This is a genomic window from Paraglaciecola sp. 25GB23A (assembly GCF_040012495.1).
In the GTDB taxonomy this organism is placed as follows: Bacteria; Pseudomonadota; Gammaproteobacteria; order Enterobacterales; family Alteromonadaceae; genus Paraglaciecola.
Genome location: NZ_JBDYKM010000001.1, coordinates 601,331 through 620,522, shown reverse-complemented (window position 1 = coordinate 620,522; position 19,192 = coordinate 601,331). Strand labels below are relative to the sequence as shown.

Below are 19,192 nucleotides of genomic sequence, written 5' to 3'. Positions count from 1 at the left end.
ACAACTGACTTAAAAGTATCGCTGTAAAAATTGAATAATATCACCACGTGGTATAGATACTTGCTCTTGTTGCTCACGCAAGTATTTAATCGTAACGCGTTGTTCTTGTAACTCACCACCGCCAATCAACAAGGCCAACTTGGCACCGCTGGCATCGGCTTTTTTCATTTGTTTTTTGATGTTTCCGGCGCCGCAATGATTCATTACTCGCATGTCAGGCAGTACATCTCTTATTTGCTCTGTTATTTGCCACGCATAGGTTTCAACAGAGGCATCTAATGAGGTCACGTAAATATCAACCGGTGCTGCCACTTTGTTATCTAGATTGAGCGTTTCCAGCATAAGCACCAAACGCTCAAGCCCAATCGCAAAGCCTACACCTGCTGTTGATTTACCACCTAGTTGTTCCACCAAGCCGTCGTAACGTCCACCGGCACAAACAGTACCTTGAGCACCCAAACTCTGGGTTACCCATTCAAATACCGTGCGATTATAATAATCTAAACCACGCACTAGACTAGGATTAACCCGATATTGGATACCAAAACTGTCTAATCGTTCACACAATGCAGTAAAATGTTGCGCAGACTCTTCATCTAGACAATCAATCAACTTAGGGGCGTCTTTTACTACGGCCTGTACTTGTGGGTTTTTACTGTCTAATACTCGCAAAGGGTTACTTTCAAGGCGACGCAAACTGTCTTCATCTAGTTCGTCTTGGCGAGTATGTAAAAATGCGACTAATTTTTCTTTGTAATCTGCTCTAGCCTGATTAGAGCCTAAAGAATTGATTTCTAAACTAACATGCTCTGTGATACCAAAACGTTGCCATAAACGATGACTTAACAAAATGACTTCCGCATCAATATCGGGTCCAGCCAAACCAAAGGCCTCTAAACCGAATTGATGAAATTGCCGGTAGCGGCCTTTTTGCGGTTTCTCATAGCGAAACATCGGCCCCATATACCAAAGACGTTGCTGTTGGTTGTACAGTAAACCATGTTCATTGCCGGCACGCACAACGCTGGCCGTGCCCTCTGGACGCAATGTTATGCTTTCGTCATTGCGGTCAGCAAAGGTATACATTTCTTTTTCAACAATATCAGTCACTTCACCAATTGATCGTTTGAACAAAGAGGTACTTTCAACAATCGGAGTACGAATTTCTTGATAACCATAGCTCGCTACCACTTGACGGATAACAGATTCTACAAACTGCCATAGACCGGTTTGACTCGGTAGACAATCATTCATTCCTCGAATAGCCTGAATTTGTTTTGACACTGACAATAATCTCTTTGAACTGATTTAAAAAAGCCCCGCATTATAGGGACTTTGTACTCAAACGTAAAATATTGCGGGGCAAAAATACGCTGTTATTGTCCTTATTTAACAAGGATTAGGCTTTAATTAACCAGTTTGATTTGTATTTGATTTTTTTGGTCAATTTGCGCGGCTTTTGCTCTAATACGCTTTTCAAGCTGATCGACCAGATCATCATTAGATAACCGCTCTTTCTGACGTTGACCATCGACATAATAACCACTCATATTGCGGGCGCCTGTCAAACCAATATCTGACACTTCTGCTTCACCAGGGCCATTGACAACGCAACCAATAATCGACACATCCATTGGCGTCAATAGGTCTTCGAGTCGCTGCTCTAAAGCATTTACCGTACTGATAACATCAAACTCTTGCCGTGAACAACTTGGGCAAGCAATAAAATTAATGCCTCTGGAGCGTATTCTTAGGGATTTAAGTATGTCAAAACCGACTTTAATTTCTTCAACCGGATCAGCCGCCAATGAAATTCGAATCGTATCGCCAATGCCTTCGGCTAATAACATGCCTAAACCGACTGAACTTTTTACTGCTCCAGCTCGCAGACCGCCTGCTTCGGTGATACCTAAATGCAGGGGCTGGTCTATACGTTTCGCTAATTCGCGATAAGCACCAACGGCGAGAAACACATCAGAGGCCTTAACACTGACTTTAAACTGATAAAAATTAAGTTTATCTAGAATATCTACATGGCGCATAGCCGATTCTACTAAGGCTTGCGGCGTCGGTTCACCGTATTTTTCCTGCAAGTCTTTTTCAAGTGAACCACCGTTTACACCAATGCGAATTGGAATACCCATGTCGCGAGCGCAATCAACTACCGACCTAACACGGTCCATGCTACCAATATTACCAGGGTTAATGCGCAAGCAATCAACCCCGTATTCAGCCACTTTTAAGGCAATGCGGTAATCAAAATGAATATCGGCAATGAGGGGAATATTAACTTGCTGTTTAATTAGTTTAAATGCTTCAGCAGCGTCCATCGTTGGCACTGATACCCTGACAATATCACCACCGACAGCTTGAATTCGATTAATTTGTGCAACAGTCGCAGCAACATCAGTTGTTAGGGTATTTGTCATTGATTGCACAGCAATAGGCGCACCGTCACCGATGGGCACGTTACCGACATAAATACGTGTTGATTTTCGACGTTTGATTGGCGATTCAGCGAACATAATTAGATTTCTTAAACCTCAATTATTCAGAAAAAGGTAAGGTAAACTTAGCTGTACTACCAGAACGGAATCCAGACAAGTCAACCATTTGACCTACATAGTTAATCTCAGCACCCTCTGGTGAGCAGAGTATGACGGAAAAAGGCGGGACACCCGACACGCTCATCACTCTACCTTTAACCTTGGTACCATAGGCAATATCTTCACCTGTTCCATCGGTTAATTTCATCCAACAATCACTCTTAAAAGTAAATACCACCTCAACGGGTGCCAGTGATTCAGTTTCTTCGACTAAACTTTGTTGACGACTAGGCGATAATTCAAAGTCAGCAACAGCCTCTTGAGTCATAACGTCATTAGCTGACTCTATGACGCTATTGCTCGGCACGGAATCACTGTCATCCAGCATCAAATCTTCTTGATTCGTGAAACTTGCTTCTGCAGCGTCTAATTCTTGGACCTCGTCCGTTTGCAAAGTTTGGGCAGGCATCTCGATGCTTTGTGAAAGTGAAGTATTCCCTTGGTTTGTGACCACTGAAGGACTATCACTTTGCTGAAACCACCATATAACGACCAACGCGATAACCAGGCCAACAATTAGGTAAGTCACTAACATTAATTTATCGTCATGAGCTTGATGAGCTAATCGTTTGGAAAAGCTTTGTAATTTAGCCGGCTCTTTTTTCTGGGTTTTTAGGTTGTCAAACGCACTAATGACCGCTACTTCTGGCACACCAACTTGTTTGGCATACAACTTTAAGTAGCCTTTAATATAGGTCAGTGAGATATCTGGATCATAAGTGTCTGATTCAATATCCTGAATCAAGCCATTTTTTAAACACAATCTATCAGCAATATTTTGGGTACTAAGCTTTAGCCCTTCTCTGGCAGTTTGTAACAATAAGCCAGGACTAATCTGGGGTTGCTCTTGTAGATCTTCACTCATATTATTATTTTACTCTTTAAGACTGGTAGAATCAGGAGACACGAGACGCAACTTTTTACCGGCATAAATATCAGATGCATTATTTAATCCGTTCCATTCTATCAGACGTTGCATTTTAATGTTGTATTGCAGTGAAATTCGATACAAATTTTCCCCAGCTTTCACTTCATGGAACAGCGGTAAAGTTTCAGCACTGGTAGTGGCTTGTTCCTGCACCGCTTCGACTTTTTCAATGGCGTCTGGCACGACTGCTGAGACTGTCTCACTTTCATATGTGGGTTCGGGTGAAAGCTCGGGTGAAAGCTCGGGTGAAAGCTCGGGTGTTGCTTCTGTCTCTTGCTCTGGCGCTGCTTGAATCTGTGCTTGTTGCTCTGGTACTTCAAGTTTAATTGATTTTCGTGCTACTGGCAGTGGCGCTGACGTTTGCGCCAACAGTTCTTCTTTGTAGCGCTGACTCGCAGCAGAATCAGGGTAAATTTTTAATAACATGTCACCATAACTGGCAGCGATAGAGAGATTGCCCAACTCTCGTTCAATGCGACTGGAAAGCAGCAAAGTATCAGCACTGATTTGTGCGACTTTTTCATATTTTCTTAGTACTTCCCTAGCCTCTAGCCATTTCTTTTCAATGACCAAAGATTGGGTTAGTAAAAACAGGCTTTTGGCTCTGCCTGGTTGGTGATTAACCGCACTGCGCAAATACTCAGAAGCATCCGCCTGATAGCCTTGACTTTGGCTACATAAAGCTAGATTTTCATAGGTTTCGGCACTGGAAATATAGCTATTGTTGTTTATCGCCTTTAGAAAATACTCTTTGGCTTTGGGGTATTTGCCTAATTGGCACAAAAAAGCCCCGTAACTATTAGCGATATCTGCATTGTTGGGCTCGAAATCCATGGCTGTTTGAAAGGACGTTTCTGCCGAAGCCATTTCACCAACGGTTTGATAATAGTAGGCTAAACCATAATGTGCGTCAGCTGAGCGTGGCGCAAACTCTAGAGCCTTGTCTAAATTATATTTAGCCTGACTAAAATTGCCGTTTTTTAGGTATGTTAATCCCAGAGAAACACGAGTTTTAGCCGCTTTCTTCTGATCAAAATCATCGCCAAAACTTGGATGACTAGTCTGACTAGTACATCCAACGAGTGTCACAAATATAAGGCATAGTAGGATAATAGAATATTTCATTGTGCTCGTTCGATTTTTAAAAAAGCTATTGTGCCATCTTTATCGAAATATTCTCTCCCTTAAGTTGTTTTTTCAACATTCTTTTTGTTCTATCTACAACTTCACCCACTAATTGTCCGCATGCGGCATCAATATCATCCCCGCGTGTTCTGCGCACAACCACCACAAAACCATAACTCATAAGGACTTTAGCAAAGCGGTCAATTCGTGAATTGCTTGAACAAGTATAGGGAGAACCTGGATATGGATTAAATGGGATCAGGTTTATTTTACTCGGGGTATCGGCTAAGACCTTCGCCAACTCATGCGCCTGATCGGTACTATCGTTAATACCATTGAGCATGACATACTCGATAGTCACCTTTCCTTGGTTAGCATTAGATTTGGCCAAATAACGACGCACACCCGCTAAAAGCACTTGGATGGGATATTTTTTGTTCACGGGTACAATTTCATCACGCAGCTCATCATTGGGTGCGTGCAAAGAAACGGCTAATGCCACGTCAATTTGATCACCTAACAGATCTAACGCGGGCACAACCCCTGAAGTGCTCAGAGTGACGCGGCGTTTAGACAAACCAAAAGCTAAGTCGTCCATCATTAAATTCATAGCGGGAATAACATTTTTTAAATTCAACAGGGGCTCACCCATCCCCATCATGACTACATTAGTAATAGGTCGACGTTGAGAGTCATTTGATAAACCTATAGTTGTGGCCACGCGCCACACTTGACCGATTATTTCTGACACTTTTAAATTACGATTAAAGCCCTGTTGAGCAGTAGAACAAAAGGTACATTCGAGAGCACAGCCTACTTGCGAAGAAACACACAAGGTGGCTCTATCGCCATCTGGGATCCAAACTGTTTCTACTTCTTGCCCACCCTCTAAGCGTAAGGCAAATTTAATTGTGCCATCAGTGGCATTTTGTTGATAAGCAATTTCAGGTGCTCGTACTTCACAATTTGCGATTAATTTTGTGCGCAGTACTTTGTTCAGGTTAGTCATTTGCTCAAAATCAGCGATCCCTTGCTGATAAATCCACTTCATCACTTGGTCAGCGCGAAATGGCTTTTCACCAATTTCACTAAAATAAGCGCGCAGGCCTGCGCGATCAAAGTCAAGCAGATTCGTTTTGTTGGCATTAGCCAACGGTATTTGAGCAGACACAAGCAACCTCAATATATGATTTTGTTCCAACGGTATAGTATACCAGCTTGAACACAGATTTTTAAATAGCGAAAGCAAATCGCTATCAATACTTCTACTTAACGTCTCAGTTAAAGGCACAAAATAGGTCGATATATAATACAAAAAAGGGAGCCTAAGCTCCCTTTTTACTTAAGCACTAACAAAGATTAACGAGTGCGTGGGCACAACTCTTCATCAGTAAAAAAGTAATTTATTTCACGAGCTGCTGATTCTGCAGCGTCAGAACCGTGACACGCATTTTCGTCGATAGAAGCTGCATAGTCACCACGTAGGGTGCCAGCAAACGCTTCAGCAGGGTTAGTTGCACCCATGATTTCACGATTTTTACGAACGGCGTTTTCGCCTTCTAATACTTGGATCATAACAGGACCAGAAGTCATAAAACTAACAAGTGCACCAAAGAACGGACGAGCGCTGTGTTCAGCGTAAAATCCTTCAGCTTGCTCTTTGCTTAAATGCAACATTTTAGCTGCAACGATTCTTAAACCTGCAGACTCAAAACGGTTGTATATTGCACCGATAACGTTTTTTGCAACTGCATCGGGTTTGATAATTGAGAAAGTGCGCTCTAAAGCCATTTTCTGGACTCCATATTAATTTAAAAGTACCCACGTGGGGGGTGACAAAATTTTCGCGCGGATTATATGCAATATGTGCTTAAATGCCTAATGAATCCCTAGAATTTTTAATAAGTCACTCAATAACATGATAATTTAATCCACTACTTGTAAACTATCTAGGTATTTTAAAAGAGAAAATGTTATCTATTTGCACGGTTTCTAAAAAAAGTAATGATAATATAGTGGCAAAACACCTTAGTTTTCTATTTTGCTAATCGGAGAGTGAAGTTGATTAAATTTTTATTTTTACTACCCCTTATCCTTTGTATTCTCTGGTTCGCCTACTTAAATATAAGAGGCTATAGCCTCGGCCAAGGTCGCAAGGGTTTCGTTTATATTCTGGCTTTTTCTTCAGTTGTTGCGGTATTTTATATAGTGATGATGTGGTTAACCCGATTGTAAACGTAAAAAGGGAGCCATAGGCTCCCTCTGTATTACTTTTTGAAAAATGCTTAACTAGTTATAAATTTCGATTTCAGCTGAAGCCTTCAATGATTCCAACCACTCGGTATATAAAAGCTGCGCTTTATTCGACGCCAAACGACGCTGGAAATTATCAATTTGCAATGACTCAGGTGTAGCAGCGGCATTAATTTTGGTTACTTGCACCAAGGTAACATCACCACTCAGCGTATCAACCACTGCGGTATTGTTAGCACTGTCTTCACTTAATTTAAATAACTCAGTCAACACATTTTGACCTAATTCTGAGTCAGTACGTGCCACAGATTGTTTTTCTTGCCAAGCAATGTTTTTGCTCGCCAATTGTTCACTAATATCTTCGCCAGCACGGATACCGGTTAATAGACTCTGTGCCCATTCTCTTGCAGCAGATAGTGACATTTCTTTAACTAAAATCTGTTTAATGCTCGCCGAGACTTCAGTTAACTCTTTGGTTCTCTCAGCTTCATTATTAACAACACGCAAAACCATTAAGCGATTGTCACCCAAATCAATCAGGTCACTGTTAACACCCTGGTCGATAATATCAACATCAAAGGCAGCATTAAGCGCTTTAGCTGAAGAAAGAGCTTCAGGTGGCGCTGTACGAGTAAATAACTCAGTGGTAATAATCGGTTTGTTAGCTACCGCGGCGACTTCATCTAAATGATCTGGAATTTCAAATGCGACTTCGGCCATACGTTGTTGCAGGGAATATAATTCTTCTTCCCCTTTACGCATTTTTACTCGATTTGCTATCTCATCTTTTACATCAGCAAACGCCATGGTTGTCTCTGCTTTGATGTCAGTCAATTTAATAATGTGAAAACCAAAATCACTTTTGACTACATCGCTAACATCACCAATAGATGCTAGTGAATAAGCGGCTTGCTCAAACGCAGGGTCCATCATGCCTTTACCAAACCAATCGATGTCTCCACCTTTCTCTGCGCTAAAAGTATCAACAGAAAATTCCTTCGCTAGCTCTGCAAAATCTTTCCCGGCTTTAACTTGAGAGAGAATATCTTCAATTTTGCTTTGAGCTGCAGCTTCATCATCGCCAAACTCTAAAAGAATATGCGACACCCTGCGTTCTTCCTCTGTTTTGTAGTTAGCGATGGAAGCTTGATATTCATCTTCCAATTCTTGTTCTGTGACATCGATCGTCGGTAACAAGTCATCTAAAGTTAACTCAACATAAGCAACACTGACTTTTTGTTCAGTATCGAAACTCGCAATATTTGTCTGATAATAAGTTTCAATCTGTTCATCAGAAACATTGACTTGCTGTTCAAATCCAGCGGCGCTTACTGTCAAATATTTTGCATCACGAGTTTGTGCCTGCAAGTCATAAGCTAATGTCGCCTCACCAGGTAAAGCAAACTCAGTACCGATTAAGGCTTTTGATAGTTGCTCACGTGTTATGCGAGTACGCATAAAGTCTCTAAAACTATTTGGCTGAAATCCCGCTGTGCGTAAGACAACCAAATAACGATCGTTATCAAATTTACCGTCAATTTGAAACTCTTCCATCTGCACAATAGTTTGCTTTATTTGTGCATCACTTACCCGTAAACCTAATTCAAGGGCAGCTTGGTCGATCAATTTTTCACTGACTAATTGGTCTAATACGCTTCTTCTAAACTCCTGTAGATAGTTGGCATCTCCAGCAAGTGCACTAAACGCCTCGCCGTATTGCGATTCCATTTGCGCCCGTTTATTTTGATACGCTTTCTCCAACGCATCGCGACTAATGTCTTGTCCGTTAACCGTTGCGGCCGCAGAATTAATCGATGAATTGATATAGCTACCGATACCGGCAAATACAAAGCTAAAGATGACTAATCCTAGGATAACCTTGGCGCCAGTGCCTTGTGATCCTTCTCTAATTCTTTCCAACATAATATGTTCCAAACTCCAAAATGAGCTGTTATTGATAAGGCAGTGTAGCGACTACTGTTTTAACCCAAGGAGTTGCCCCAATCGGATTTGCTATTAACATGCCACCGACATGGCTTTGATATTTTGGATTGCTACAATCCGACAACCAACTCAGTGATAAACGCGAGGGATTATATATCAATCAATTCAATTTATTAACAGGGGATTACGCCGCTTAGGGTAAAAATAGGGTGTTATTGCTGACAAACCGCAGATAAACAAAAGGCGATGATAAATCATCGCCTTTCTAGAGTTTTTGCGTTGCTTAGTTACAAGCGTCTTTTAATGCTTTACCAGCTTTGAACGAAGGTACTTTAGCTGCAGAAATCTGGATAGTCTCACCAGTTTGCGGATTACGACCACTACGAGCAGCACGCTCGCGAACAGCGAAAGTCCCGAAACCAACCAATGCAACTTGGTCACCGTCTTTAAGTGCTGATGTAATTGCATCAGTTAATGCATCTAGTGCACGTCCTGCTGCGGCTTTAGAAATGTCTGCACTTGCAGCGATAGAATCAATAAGTTGAGACTTATTCACAATATGAACCCCTTCAATTGTTATTATACTGTTGGCTCGCAAAATACGATGCCGAAGTGTTATAGCAAGCTTGAATTCTAACTTCAAGCATAAATTTACAAATAATTAACTTTTATGAATCGTCTCCATCCCTTTTGTGATAAGGCTTAAAGCGAATCTGTTTGAAAGGCTACCATAACTTTTTACATAGTGAAGCCCTTTCAGACAAAAAAATTAAAAAAACTTGTGTTTTACGGTTATTTTTTGACCTCTTCTTTAATTACTGGCGAAAATCTCTCCGGATCTTCAGCTAAAGCCAGAGATAACACCTCATCAATCCATTGCACGGGATGAATAGAAAGGTCTCTTTTCACGTTCTCAGGTATCTCTTCTAGGTCTCGTTCGTTGTCTTTAGGAATGATAACCGTTTTAATGCCACCTCGATGAGCGGCCAAAAGTTTTTCTTTTAATCCGCCAATAGCCAATACTTCACCGCGTAGAGTAATCTCACCCGTCATGGCCACATCACAGCGTACTGGATTGCCGGTTAAGGTAGACACAAGTGCAGTACACATCGCGATACCAGCACTGGGACCATCTTTGGGGGTAGCACCTTCAGGTACATGCACGTGAATATCGCGTTTTTCATGAAAATCCGGATTGATACGCAATTTTTCAGCACGACTGCGCACTACAGTCATCGCTGTCTGAATCGACTCTTGCATCACTTCACCCAAAGAACCAGTAAAGGTTGTTTTACCTTTACCCACTACGGATTGAGTTTCAATAGTTAATAACTCGCCACCTACTTGAGTCCAAGCTAATCCAGTAACTTGGCCAACTTGATTCTCTTTGTCCGCTTTTCCATAATCAAAACGTTGCACACCTAAATATTGGTTGAGGTTCTTTTGATTAACCACAACTTGTTTGGTGCCTTTCTCAAGCAATATTTTTTTCACTGCTTTGCGGCAGATTTTAGATATTTCACGTTCTAAACTGCGGACCCCCGCTTCACGAGTGTAATAGCGAATTATGCCTACGATTGCATCTTCTTCGATGGTCAATTCGGATGCTTTTAGGCCATTGCGTGAAATTTGTTTGTCAATCAGGTGACCTTTGGCAATGTTGAGCTTTTCGTCTTCGGTATACCCAGATAAACGAATAACTTCCATACGATCGAGCAAGGGACCAGGTATATCCATGCTATTCGACGTAGCCACAAACATAACGTCAGAAAGGTCATAATCAACTTCTAGGTAGTGATCACTGAAGGCACTGTTTTGCTCAGGGTCAAGTACTTCTAACAAAGCAGAAGAAGGGTCACCACGCATGTCTGATGAGATTTTGTCAATTTCATCTAACAAAAACAATGGATTTTTCACCCCTACTTTAGCCATTTTTTGAATTATTTTACCTGGCATAGAGCCAATATAGGTACGGCGATGACCGCGAATTTCAGCCTCATCACGCACGCCACCCAAGGCCATACGTACATACTTACGACCGGTCGCTTTAGCGATAGACTGACCCAAAGAGGTCTTACCTACCCCAGGTGGTCCAACTAAACATAATATCGGACCTTTTAATTTTTTGACGCGCTGTTGAACGGCCAAATATTCAATGATCCGTTCTTTGACTTTATCTAAGCCATAGTGGTCTGAATTTAAAACTTCATCAGCCAATGCAAGGTCTTTTTTCACCACACTGCGTTTTGACCATGGCACATTAGTCAACCAATCGATATAGCTACGCACTACTGTGGCTTCAGCCGACATAGGTGACATCATTTTGAGTTTATTCAGTTCTGCCGTCGCCTTTTTCTTGGCTTCTTCAGGCATTTTTGCATCATTGATTTTTTGACTTAAGGTTTCGAACTCATCAGGTGCATCATCCAGCTCACCCAACTCTTTTTGAATGGCCTTCATTTGCTCGTTGAGGTAGTACTCTCGCTGGCTCTTTTCCATTTGTTTTTTAACACGAGTGCGAATTTTTCGCTCAACTTGCAGTAAGTCTATTTCGCTTTCCATTAGCGCCATCAAATACTCTAAACGCTCTGTAACACTGAGCATTTCTAATACTTTCTGCTTTTCTAATAATTTAAGCGGCATATGTGCAGCCATGGTATCGGCCAAACGTGCAGCTTGCTCAATACCACTTAAGGAAGTCAAAACTTCAGGTGGAATCTTTTTGTTAAGTTTAACGTAACCTTCAAACTGAGATATTGCAGAACGAACTAATACTTCTTGCTCGTTTTCCGCCACTTCTTCATCTATTTTGCTGGCCACTTCTGCGACAAAAAAGTCTTCTGTAGAGGTGAAAACGTCGATCTCACCGCGCAGATTGCCCTCAACTAGTACTTTAACCGTACCGTCAGGTAGCTTCAGAAGTTGTAAAATCGTGGCGATAGTGCCAAAGGTGTATATGTCATTGGTAGTCGGCTCATCAACACCGGCATCTTTTTGGGCGACCAAAAAAATTTGTTTGTCTTTGTCCATCGCTGCTTCTAAACAACGAATTGATTTCTCTCGACCAACAAACAGCGGGATCACCATATGCGGGTATACAACGACATCGCGTAATGCTAGCACCGGCATCTCAATGGTATTTTCTCGCGTTTTTGTCATATTCAATCTCGTACTAATAATTAATGATGGATATTTTAAGACTATATGGGGATGGTCAGATAAAGTTCAAATAAAAATATAAATAAAGCGTGTTGTTAAATATTCAATAGGTGAAATAAGTCCATAAAAAAGGCTCCTAGAGGAGCCTTTTATCGATTTATTCTGACGCGACTTTTTTGTCTGAAGAATTATCGTAGATTAAAATAGGTTTTGACTCCCCACGAATAACCGCTTCGTCGATGACAACTTTGCTTACGTTAGTCATAGAGGGTAAGTCATACATGGTATCCAGTAACACCGCCTCTACAATAGAGCGTAAACCACGTGCCCCGGTTTTACGTTTCATGGCTTTTTTAGCAATAGCTTGCAAGGCATCATCTCTAAATTCGAGTTCCGTGTTTTCCATACCAAACAAAGCGGAATATTGCTTAGTTAAGGCGTTCTTAGGCTCACGCAGTATCTGCACTAAGGCATCTTCGCTTAATTCTTCTAAGCTAGTTAACACTGGCAATCGACCAATAAACTCAGGAATTAAACCATATTTAACTAAATCTTCTGGTTCAACTTTTTTAAACAGCTCACTCTCTTTGGATTTGCTGTTCATATCCTTTATCTCTGAACCAAAGCCGATACCGGTACCTTTGTGCGCACGTCGCTCAATAACTTTATCCAAGCCTGAAAAAGCACCACCACAGATAAATAAGATTTTTGAAGTATCAACCTGCAGAAATTCTTGTTGTGGATGTTTACGGCCACCCTGAGGGGGCACAGATGCCACTGTACCTTCAATCAATTTCAATAATGCCTGTTGCACCCCTTCACCGGATACATCACGAGTGATTGAAGGATTATCAGACTTACGTGAAATTTTATCTATCTCATCGATATAGACGATACCACGTTGGGCTTTTTCAACATCGTAATCACACTTTTGTAATAGCTTTTGAATGATGTTTTCAACATCTTCACCCACATACCCCGCCTCGGTTAATGTAGTTGCATCAGCCATAGTAAAAGGAACGTCCAACAAGCGAGCTAAGGTTTCAGCTAACAAGGTCTTACCGCTACCAGTAGGTCCGATCAATAAGATGTTACTTTTACCTAACTCAACGCCCTCATGAACGTCACCATTACGTAAACGCTTGTAATGGTTATAGACCGCCACAGCTAATACTTTTTTAGCATGTTCTTGGCCTATGACATAATCATCTAAATGACTATGAATTTCTTTAGGCGTGGGTAAATGATCTTTCTTTTTCTTCGGTGCTATCTCTTTGATTTCTTCACGGATGATATCGTTACATAAATCAACACATTCATCACAAATAAACACTGATGGACCAGCAATTAGTTTTCTGACTTCATGTTGGCTTTTACCGCAAAACGAACAATACAGAAGTTTACTATCACCGTTTCCGCTTTTTTTCTCACTCATCTGATGTCTTTTCCTATTTCGAGACAATCCTTCAACTAAATTCTAGTTTTGCTAAAGGATTTACTTGAGTCAATTTTAGATCGATATCAAGAATATTGTTTACTTGTCTGACTTAACATCACTTTTATTTGTGTCTGGCCGACTTGTTAACACTTGGTCAACCAAACCGTATTCCATTGCATCTGTCGCCGACAAGAAATTGTCACGATCTGTGTCTTTAGCTACTTTCTTATAATCTTGCCCCGTATGTTGGGCCATCAAGCGATTCATCTTTTCTTTAATAGACAGTATTTCTTTAGCATGAATTTCAAAATCAGATGCTTGGCCTTGAAACCCGCCAAGAGGCTGATGAATCATCACTCGTGCATTGGGCAAACAATAACGTTTACCTTTGGCACCAGCTGACAATAAAAATGCACCCATGCTCGCCGCTTGGCCGATACATACAGTGCTAACATCGGGTTTGATAAAGTTCATCGTATCATAAATAGCCATGCCAGCAGTAACTGAACCACCTGGCGAGTTTATATAGAGAAAAATATCTTTCTCAGGGTTTTCTGCCTCTAAAAACAACATTTGCGCCACAATCAGGTTGGCCATGTGATCTTCAACTTGGCCAACTAAGAATATTACGTTTTCTTTGAGTAAACGTGAATAAATGTCATAAGAGCGTTCACCTTTGGCGGTTTGCTCAACAACCATTGGGACAAGGGCATTACTGGGACTACTAGGATTTATAATCATATTTTTGAATTCTTCACAAATAAAAATGCTCGGGGAATACCGAGCATTTAAGCAGTTGCAGACTAGACAAGTCAATTAACAATAAACAAATTAAGCCTGTTTGTTCATGATCTCATCAAATGCTTTAGTAACATCAGTCACTTTAGCCTGAGTTAATAGTAGTTCAACGGCTTGCTCTTCCATTGCTACATTTTGCATTTGCTGCATTAGTTCTTTATTAGATTTGTAGTACTCGACTACTTCAGCCGGATCTTCATACGCTGAAGCAGCTGTTTCGATCAAGCTGTCAACTTTTGACTGATCTACTTTCAAATCGTTAGTGCGAATAACTTCACCTAACAACAAACCGATTGAAACACGCTTACGTGCATTCTCAGCAAATAAATCTGCTGGTAATTCAGGCAAGTTTTCAATATTTCCACCTTGTTGCTGGCTAAAGCGTTGCTTAGCTTGCTCACGTAAGGCATCGATTTCTTGATCGACTAAGGCCTTAGGCAGATCAACACTGTTATTGGCTAACAAACCATTAATAACCTGTTCTTTCAAGCTAGCTTTTAATGTTTGGTCAAGCTCACGTTGCATATTTTTACGCACTTCTAGATTTAGAGCGTCTATGCTTCCGTCTTCGATACCGAACAGTTTAGCAAACTCTTCATCGATTTTCGGTAAGTCTAAGGCTTCTACTTTCTTAACAGTAACCTTAAATTGCGCAGCTTTACCTTTCAATTTTTCAGCGTGATATTCTTCTGGGAAAGTCACGTCAACAATGACTTCATCACCGGCTTTTGAACCCACTAGCGGTTTTTCAAAACCAGGGATCATGCGGTCTTTACCCATCTCTAAAGCGAAGTCTTCAGCTTTTCCGCCGTCAAACTCTTCACCGTCGATAGTACCAACAAAGTCCATAGTCAACTTGTCATCTTTCTTAGATTTACGTTTAACTTCTTTCCAACTAGCATGCTGTTTACGTAAAGTATCCATCATGTTAGCAAGGTCTTTGTCGTTAATTTCAACGACTGCTTTTTCAACTTCAATCTTGTCAGTGTCTTTAACTTCTATGACGGGATAAACTTCAAATGAAGCAACAAACTCTAGGTCTTTACCCATTATGTCTGTTTTCAATTCAAAATTTGGCGCACCCGCTGGAGTAATTTTTTCCTGAGTGATGGCTTGATAAAAACTACGCTGCATTGCCTCGCTTGCAATTTCTTGACGAACCGCTTGGCCGTAACGCTTTTGGATCACGTTTACTGGCACTTTACCGGGACGGAAACCATTGATACGCTGGGATTTAGACAATTGCTGTAAGCGCGATTTAACTGCAGTATCAATAGATACCGCAGGAAGGGTGATAGTAAGACGGCGTTCTAAACCTGTAGTCGTCTCAACGGAAACTTGCATTCTTCTACCTCGATTAGGCGCTTACTCGCGCTCATATATTAATAACAACTAATGGAATTTTACTGGCGAGATATTGACTACAACAATAAAACTAACATTGCTACAGCCGCTCAAACGCGGATTTAACCGATAAACTTAACATTGCCAGATAAAAAGACGCAGTAGTATAGCGATAGCTTTATAGCAAGTCGAGGGTAAAAGACAAATAAAATGATTGAGACTAAAAGTCACAAATTTATACTACTTGTTTGTGCAATATTTCTTACTAGTCACGGTGTAAAGAAACGCCGCGGCTCTTAGCTTGTGGTGTGATTCTACTCAAGTCACAATAATCCGGTCTTTTATATAAAAGATATTTTTATATCTATTAGAGTTAGTCGCTGTTTTAAAGACAAGCTTGGGGCTGGTGTTTCAAACCAAGTGATTGAACAGAAACAAACTGCGTGGCAACGATGCACTGATGGATATATAGCAGGAAAAGTAGTTTCATTCGACGCCAAACTCTAAGATCAATGAATAATCATGAATAAGTAAAATAGAGGGTGAAGACAAGCATTTCTGTATCAACAGCAGTCTGGAGTTTTTATGGTTTTTAAAGGAAGCTAGTTTGAGGAAAATATTTTTGATGATCTTTAAAGCTTTGGTGCGGAAGGAGAGACTCGAACTCTCACGCCGTAAAGCACTGGAACCTAAATCCAGCGTGTCTACCAATTCCACCACTCCCGCGAGTGGGGTGGGCGACGGGGTTCGAACCCGCGACAACCGGAATCACAATCCGGGGCTCTACCAACTGAGCTACGCTCACCACAATAAACTGCAATGCTTTTAAATTTATTACTCTTGTCCTTCCGAATCGCATGGCGCGCTCGGCAGGACTCGAACCTGCGACCCACGGCTTAGAAGGCCGTTGCTCTATCCAGCTGAGCTACGAACGCTTGACGAATCTTAAGTAATAAAGAGAAAATGGTCGGTGAGATAGGATTCGAACCTACGACCCCTTGGACCCAAACCAAGTGCGCTACCAAGCTGCGCTACTCACCGACTTAATCCGTAACTTCATTCTCATCGGTTACGGGAGGCGCATGTTACATAGTTGATTTGACCTCGTCAAACACTTTTTATAACAAAAGTTTTAGTTGCTTACTTTTACGGCGAAACGGTTATTTTAAGCACGTATTGCGCTAATTTTGGCCATTAATCCTGCTGGAAATTAACTATTATTTTAAAAAACTTATTAGTTGCGTGGCCCATCATAAGTCCATCGTCCATTTTTTTTCGGGGTAAATCCAATATTCGTTAAATAATGTTCATGTTCATAGCTATCTGCTAGCGCAATGACTTGCTTAAAACCAAACTTTTTGTGTAATTCTTGACCATGCCCCAGAGTAAAGTGGCCTAATCGGCAATCCCTATAAGCAGGGATAACAAAATCAAAATCTACTACAAAAACATCAACCTCACTCATGTAGCCACTTAACATACCGATCACCTCGGTATGTTCGGTCAGAAAAAAGTATTCGCGGTTATCATTCATTGCACCGCGCATAAAACGTGGAAAGAGTTGTTTAATTTCTTTTTGATGATAATCCAAGAAAAAATCAACATAGTTTGACGGACGCGCTACTTTTAATATATTGAAATGCTGCTGAGTATTGAGTAAAAGACGGCTTAAAAAGAAGATATTAGTCATAGCGATAAAACCGTTGAGTATCGCAACGGGGTAGGCATTGATAATAATCCCATAAATGCAAAAAGACGATGCACCGAATAAATTATACCAGCGCAATTTCACAATAGAACTTCTGGTCAACGAAAACGCAATGAGTGCCGACGCACAATAACCAAACACCTCAACACCAGATATTTGCACCTTACCTCCTAATAAAACTATTTTGATTCAGTATAGAGCGGAATAGTGGCGATTTTGTTTTTTTAACGCAAGTTAATTGCTTGATAACAAGCGCCTATGTGACAATAGCAGCCTAATTAGCCAAACGTTAGCCACTATGCCTGCACAAAAAATCGATGGCGGTCTTATCGCCAAACATATCCGCCAAAATGTCACGACTCAAGTAGACGCTATTCTATCCGCTGGTAAACGGCCACCTGGATTAGCTGTGGTACTAGTTGGCAGTGACGCTGCGTCCCATGTTTATGTTAATAATAAACGTAAAGCTTGTGACGAAGTGGGCTTTTTATCTAAGTCATTCGACCTTCCATCAACCACGTCGCAAGAAGAGTTACTGGCAGTCATAGACCAGTTGAATGCGGACAACGAGATTGACGGTATATTGGTGCAATTACCCTTACCTGCGGGTTTGGACAAAGAGCAAGTACTGGAGCGTATTCATCCCCATAAAGATGTAGACGGTTTTCACCCCTACAATATCGGGCGTTTGGCCCAGCGTATCCCTGCTTTAAGGCCATGTACTCCCAAAGGTATCATGACGCTAATTGAATCAACTAAGCGCCCAATAAAGGGCTTAGACGCTGTGATTATTGGTGCGTCGAACATTGTCGGCCGCCCCATGTTTATGGAATTATTGCTGGCAGGCTGCACCGTAACTAGCTGTCACAAATTCACCCGAAATCTGCAATCTCATGTTGAGCGAGCGGACCTACTCGTGGTTGCAGTTGGAAAAGCAGCTTTTATTCCTGGTAGTTGGATTAAACCCGGTGCCATTGTTATTGATGTAGGCATTAATCGCCAGACCGACGGCAGCTTAGGCGGTGACGTTGACTTCGATACGGCACAAGAGCGCGCTGGCTGGATTACACCGGTACCCGGTGGCGTGGGCCCAATGACAGTCGCTAGCCTAATTGAAAACACCCTAGAAGCTTATGTGAAGTACCATTCTTAATGAGTTATAGTCTTGAGCGATAGCCAGCAGCATCAAGCCATCATCAGCCAATCGAAGCGATGGCTTGAAAAAGTGGTTATTGGCCTCAACTTTTGCCCTTTTGCCAAAAAAGAATTCGAGCGTCAAAGTATACGCTATGTCATAGATTCATCGGCCTCACAAAAAGAGGCCTTAAATACGCTGATAGACGAATTGAGTTTATTGGATACTAGAGCAGAAATTGAAACCACTTTGCTTATTTATGAGCATGCCTATCAGCACTTTGACGATTATCTTGATTGGCTGGCGGTAGCGTCTTCACTGGTTGAGAAAAGTGCTTATCGGGGTATCTACCAAGTCGCAAGTTTTCATCCAGATTACTGTTTTGAGGGAGAAGAGCTGGATGATCCTGCCAACTTCACTAATCGCTCGCCCTACCCTATGTTACATATTTTGCGAGAATCAAGCCTAGAAAAAGTCTTAAGACTCTATCCTCAGCCAGAATTAATCCCACAAAGAAATATCGATAAGGCTAGAGAGCTGGGCGTCAATTATCTGCAAAATTTGTTAAAGTAAACGCTGTCTTCAACTGAATAAACCTAACGCAATCTGGCTTTTGTTAAATTAGGTTTCAACAAGCCCTGACAGTCGCATATTAGCAAAAAGCGGTTATTCGACCTACCTCTGCCGAACGCCCCCTTTGCCCTAGATAGCTGTCAGTCGATGAAACTATTTGTATACTGAGCGAAAAATGGCC

Annotated in this window: 15 protein-coding genes and 4 tRNA genes; 2 read left to right on the top strand and 17 right to left on the bottom strand. The window is 41.4% G+C overall.

What is annotated here, in order from left to right; all coding sequences use genetic code 11:
* Nucleotides 1-9: 9 nt before the first annotated feature.
* From hisS to ABKW31_RS02605, 17 genes are all read right to left on the bottom strand, one after another.
* The gene (gene hisS / locus ABKW31_RS02685; protein ID WP_348614660.1) at nt 10-1,284 is read right to left on the bottom strand and encodes a histidine--tRNA ligase; all 1,275 of its coding nucleotides are present in this window, start codon (nt 1,282-1,284) and stop codon (nt 10-12) included.
* 122 nt (nt 1,285-1,406) lie between these two features.
* Complete coding sequence (ispG, locus tag ABKW31_RS02680) at nt 1,407-2,525, bottom strand: flavodoxin-dependent (E)-4-hydroxy-3-methylbut-2-enyl-diphosphate synthase (RefSeq protein WP_348614659.1); 1,119 nt, start codon at nt 2,523-2,525, stop codon at nt 1,407-1,409.
* A 22-nt stretch (nt 2,526-2,547) separates the two neighbouring features.
* Nucleotides 2,548-3,471, bottom strand: coding sequence for a RodZ domain-containing protein (locus tag ABKW31_RS02675; RefSeq protein ID WP_348614658.1), 924 nt, complete (start codon nt 3,469-3,471; stop codon nt 2,548-2,550).
* A gap of 9 nt (nt 3,472-3,480) precedes the next feature.
* Nucleotides 3,481-4,659 (bottom strand): type IV pilus biogenesis/stability protein PilW, encoded by a 1,179-nt coding sequence (pilW, locus tag ABKW31_RS02670; protein ID WP_348614657.1) that lies wholly within the window; start codon nt 4,657-4,659, stop codon nt 3,481-3,483.
* A 25-nt stretch (nt 4,660-4,684) separates the two neighbouring features.
* The gene (locus ABKW31_RS02665; RefSeq protein ID WP_348614656.1) at nt 4,685-5,830 is read right to left on the bottom strand and encodes a bifunctional tRNA (adenosine(37)-C2)-methyltransferase TrmG/ribosomal RNA large subunit methyltransferase RlmN; all 1,146 of its coding nucleotides are present in this window, start codon (nt 5,828-5,830) and stop codon (nt 4,685-4,687) included.
* Between the two features lie 188 nt (nt 5,831-6,018).
* The gene (gene ndk / locus ABKW31_RS02660) at nt 6,019-6,450 is read right to left on the bottom strand and encodes a nucleoside-diphosphate kinase (RefSeq protein WP_348614655.1); all 432 of its coding nucleotides are present in this window, start codon (nt 6,448-6,450) and stop codon (nt 6,019-6,021) included.
* A gap of 498 nt (nt 6,451-6,948) precedes the next feature.
* The gene (locus ABKW31_RS02655; protein ID WP_348614654.1) at nt 6,949-8,835 is read right to left on the bottom strand and encodes a SurA N-terminal domain-containing protein; all 1,887 of its coding nucleotides are present in this window, start codon (nt 8,833-8,835) and stop codon (nt 6,949-6,951) included.
* Between the two features lie 304 nt (nt 8,836-9,139).
* Nucleotides 9,140-9,412, bottom strand: coding sequence for a nucleoid-associated protein HU-beta (gene hupB / locus ABKW31_RS02650; RefSeq protein ID WP_068377879.1), 273 nt, complete (start codon nt 9,410-9,412; stop codon nt 9,140-9,142).
* 236 nt (nt 9,413-9,648) lie between these two features.
* The gene (lon, locus tag ABKW31_RS02645; RefSeq protein WP_348614653.1) at nt 9,649-12,015 is read right to left on the bottom strand and encodes an endopeptidase La; all 2,367 of its coding nucleotides are present in this window, start codon (nt 12,013-12,015) and stop codon (nt 9,649-9,651) included.
* 157 nt (nt 12,016-12,172) lie between these two features.
* Nucleotides 12,173-13,450: an ATP-dependent protease ATP-binding subunit ClpX gene (gene clpX / locus ABKW31_RS02640; protein ID WP_348614652.1), complete on the bottom strand. Its 1,278-nt coding sequence runs from the start codon at nt 13,448-13,450 to the stop codon at nt 12,173-12,175.
* A 99-nt stretch (nt 13,451-13,549) separates the two neighbouring features.
* Entirely contained in the window at nt 13,550-14,194 is a 645-nt protein-coding gene (gene clpP, locus ABKW31_RS02635) for an ATP-dependent Clp endopeptidase proteolytic subunit ClpP (RefSeq protein WP_348614651.1), read from the bottom strand.
* A gap of 90 nt (nt 14,195-14,284) precedes the next feature.
* A complete protein-coding gene (gene tig, locus ABKW31_RS02630) occupies nt 14,285-15,595 on the bottom strand; it encodes a trigger factor (protein ID WP_348614650.1) in 1,311 nt (436 codons plus the stop codon).
* Nucleotides 15,596-16,236: 641 nt separating this feature from the next.
* Nucleotides 16,237-16,321: transfer RNA gene (locus ABKW31_RS02625), tRNA-Leu, on the bottom strand.
* Nucleotides 16,322-16,324: 3 nt separating this feature from the next.
* A tRNA-His gene (locus tag ABKW31_RS02620) sits at nt 16,325-16,400 on the bottom strand.
* A gap of 53 nt (nt 16,401-16,453) precedes the next feature.
* Nucleotides 16,454-16,530: transfer RNA gene (locus tag ABKW31_RS02615), tRNA-Arg, on the bottom strand.
* Nucleotides 16,531-16,559: 29 nt separating this feature from the next.
* Nucleotides 16,560-16,636: transfer RNA gene (locus ABKW31_RS02610), tRNA-Pro, on the bottom strand.
* A gap of 193 nt (nt 16,637-16,829) precedes the next feature.
* Nucleotides 16,830-17,465: a hypothetical protein gene (locus ABKW31_RS02605; RefSeq protein WP_348614649.1), complete on the bottom strand. Its 636-nt coding sequence runs from the start codon at nt 17,463-17,465 to the stop codon at nt 16,830-16,832.
* A gap of 136 nt (nt 17,466-17,601) precedes the next feature.
* Between ABKW31_RS02605 and folD the strand changes: the two genes are divergently transcribed.
* Nucleotides 17,602-18,456 (top strand): bifunctional methylenetetrahydrofolate dehydrogenase/methenyltetrahydrofolate cyclohydrolase FolD, encoded by an 855-nt coding sequence (folD, locus tag ABKW31_RS02600; protein ID WP_348614648.1) that lies wholly within the window; start codon nt 17,602-17,604, stop codon nt 18,454-18,456.
* Nucleotides 18,457-18,468: 12 nt separating this feature from the next.
* Entirely contained in the window at nt 18,469-19,011 is a 543-nt protein-coding gene (locus ABKW31_RS02595; protein ID WP_348614647.1) for a DUF1415 domain-containing protein, read from the top strand.
* Nucleotides 19,012-19,192: the final 181 nt, after the last annotated feature.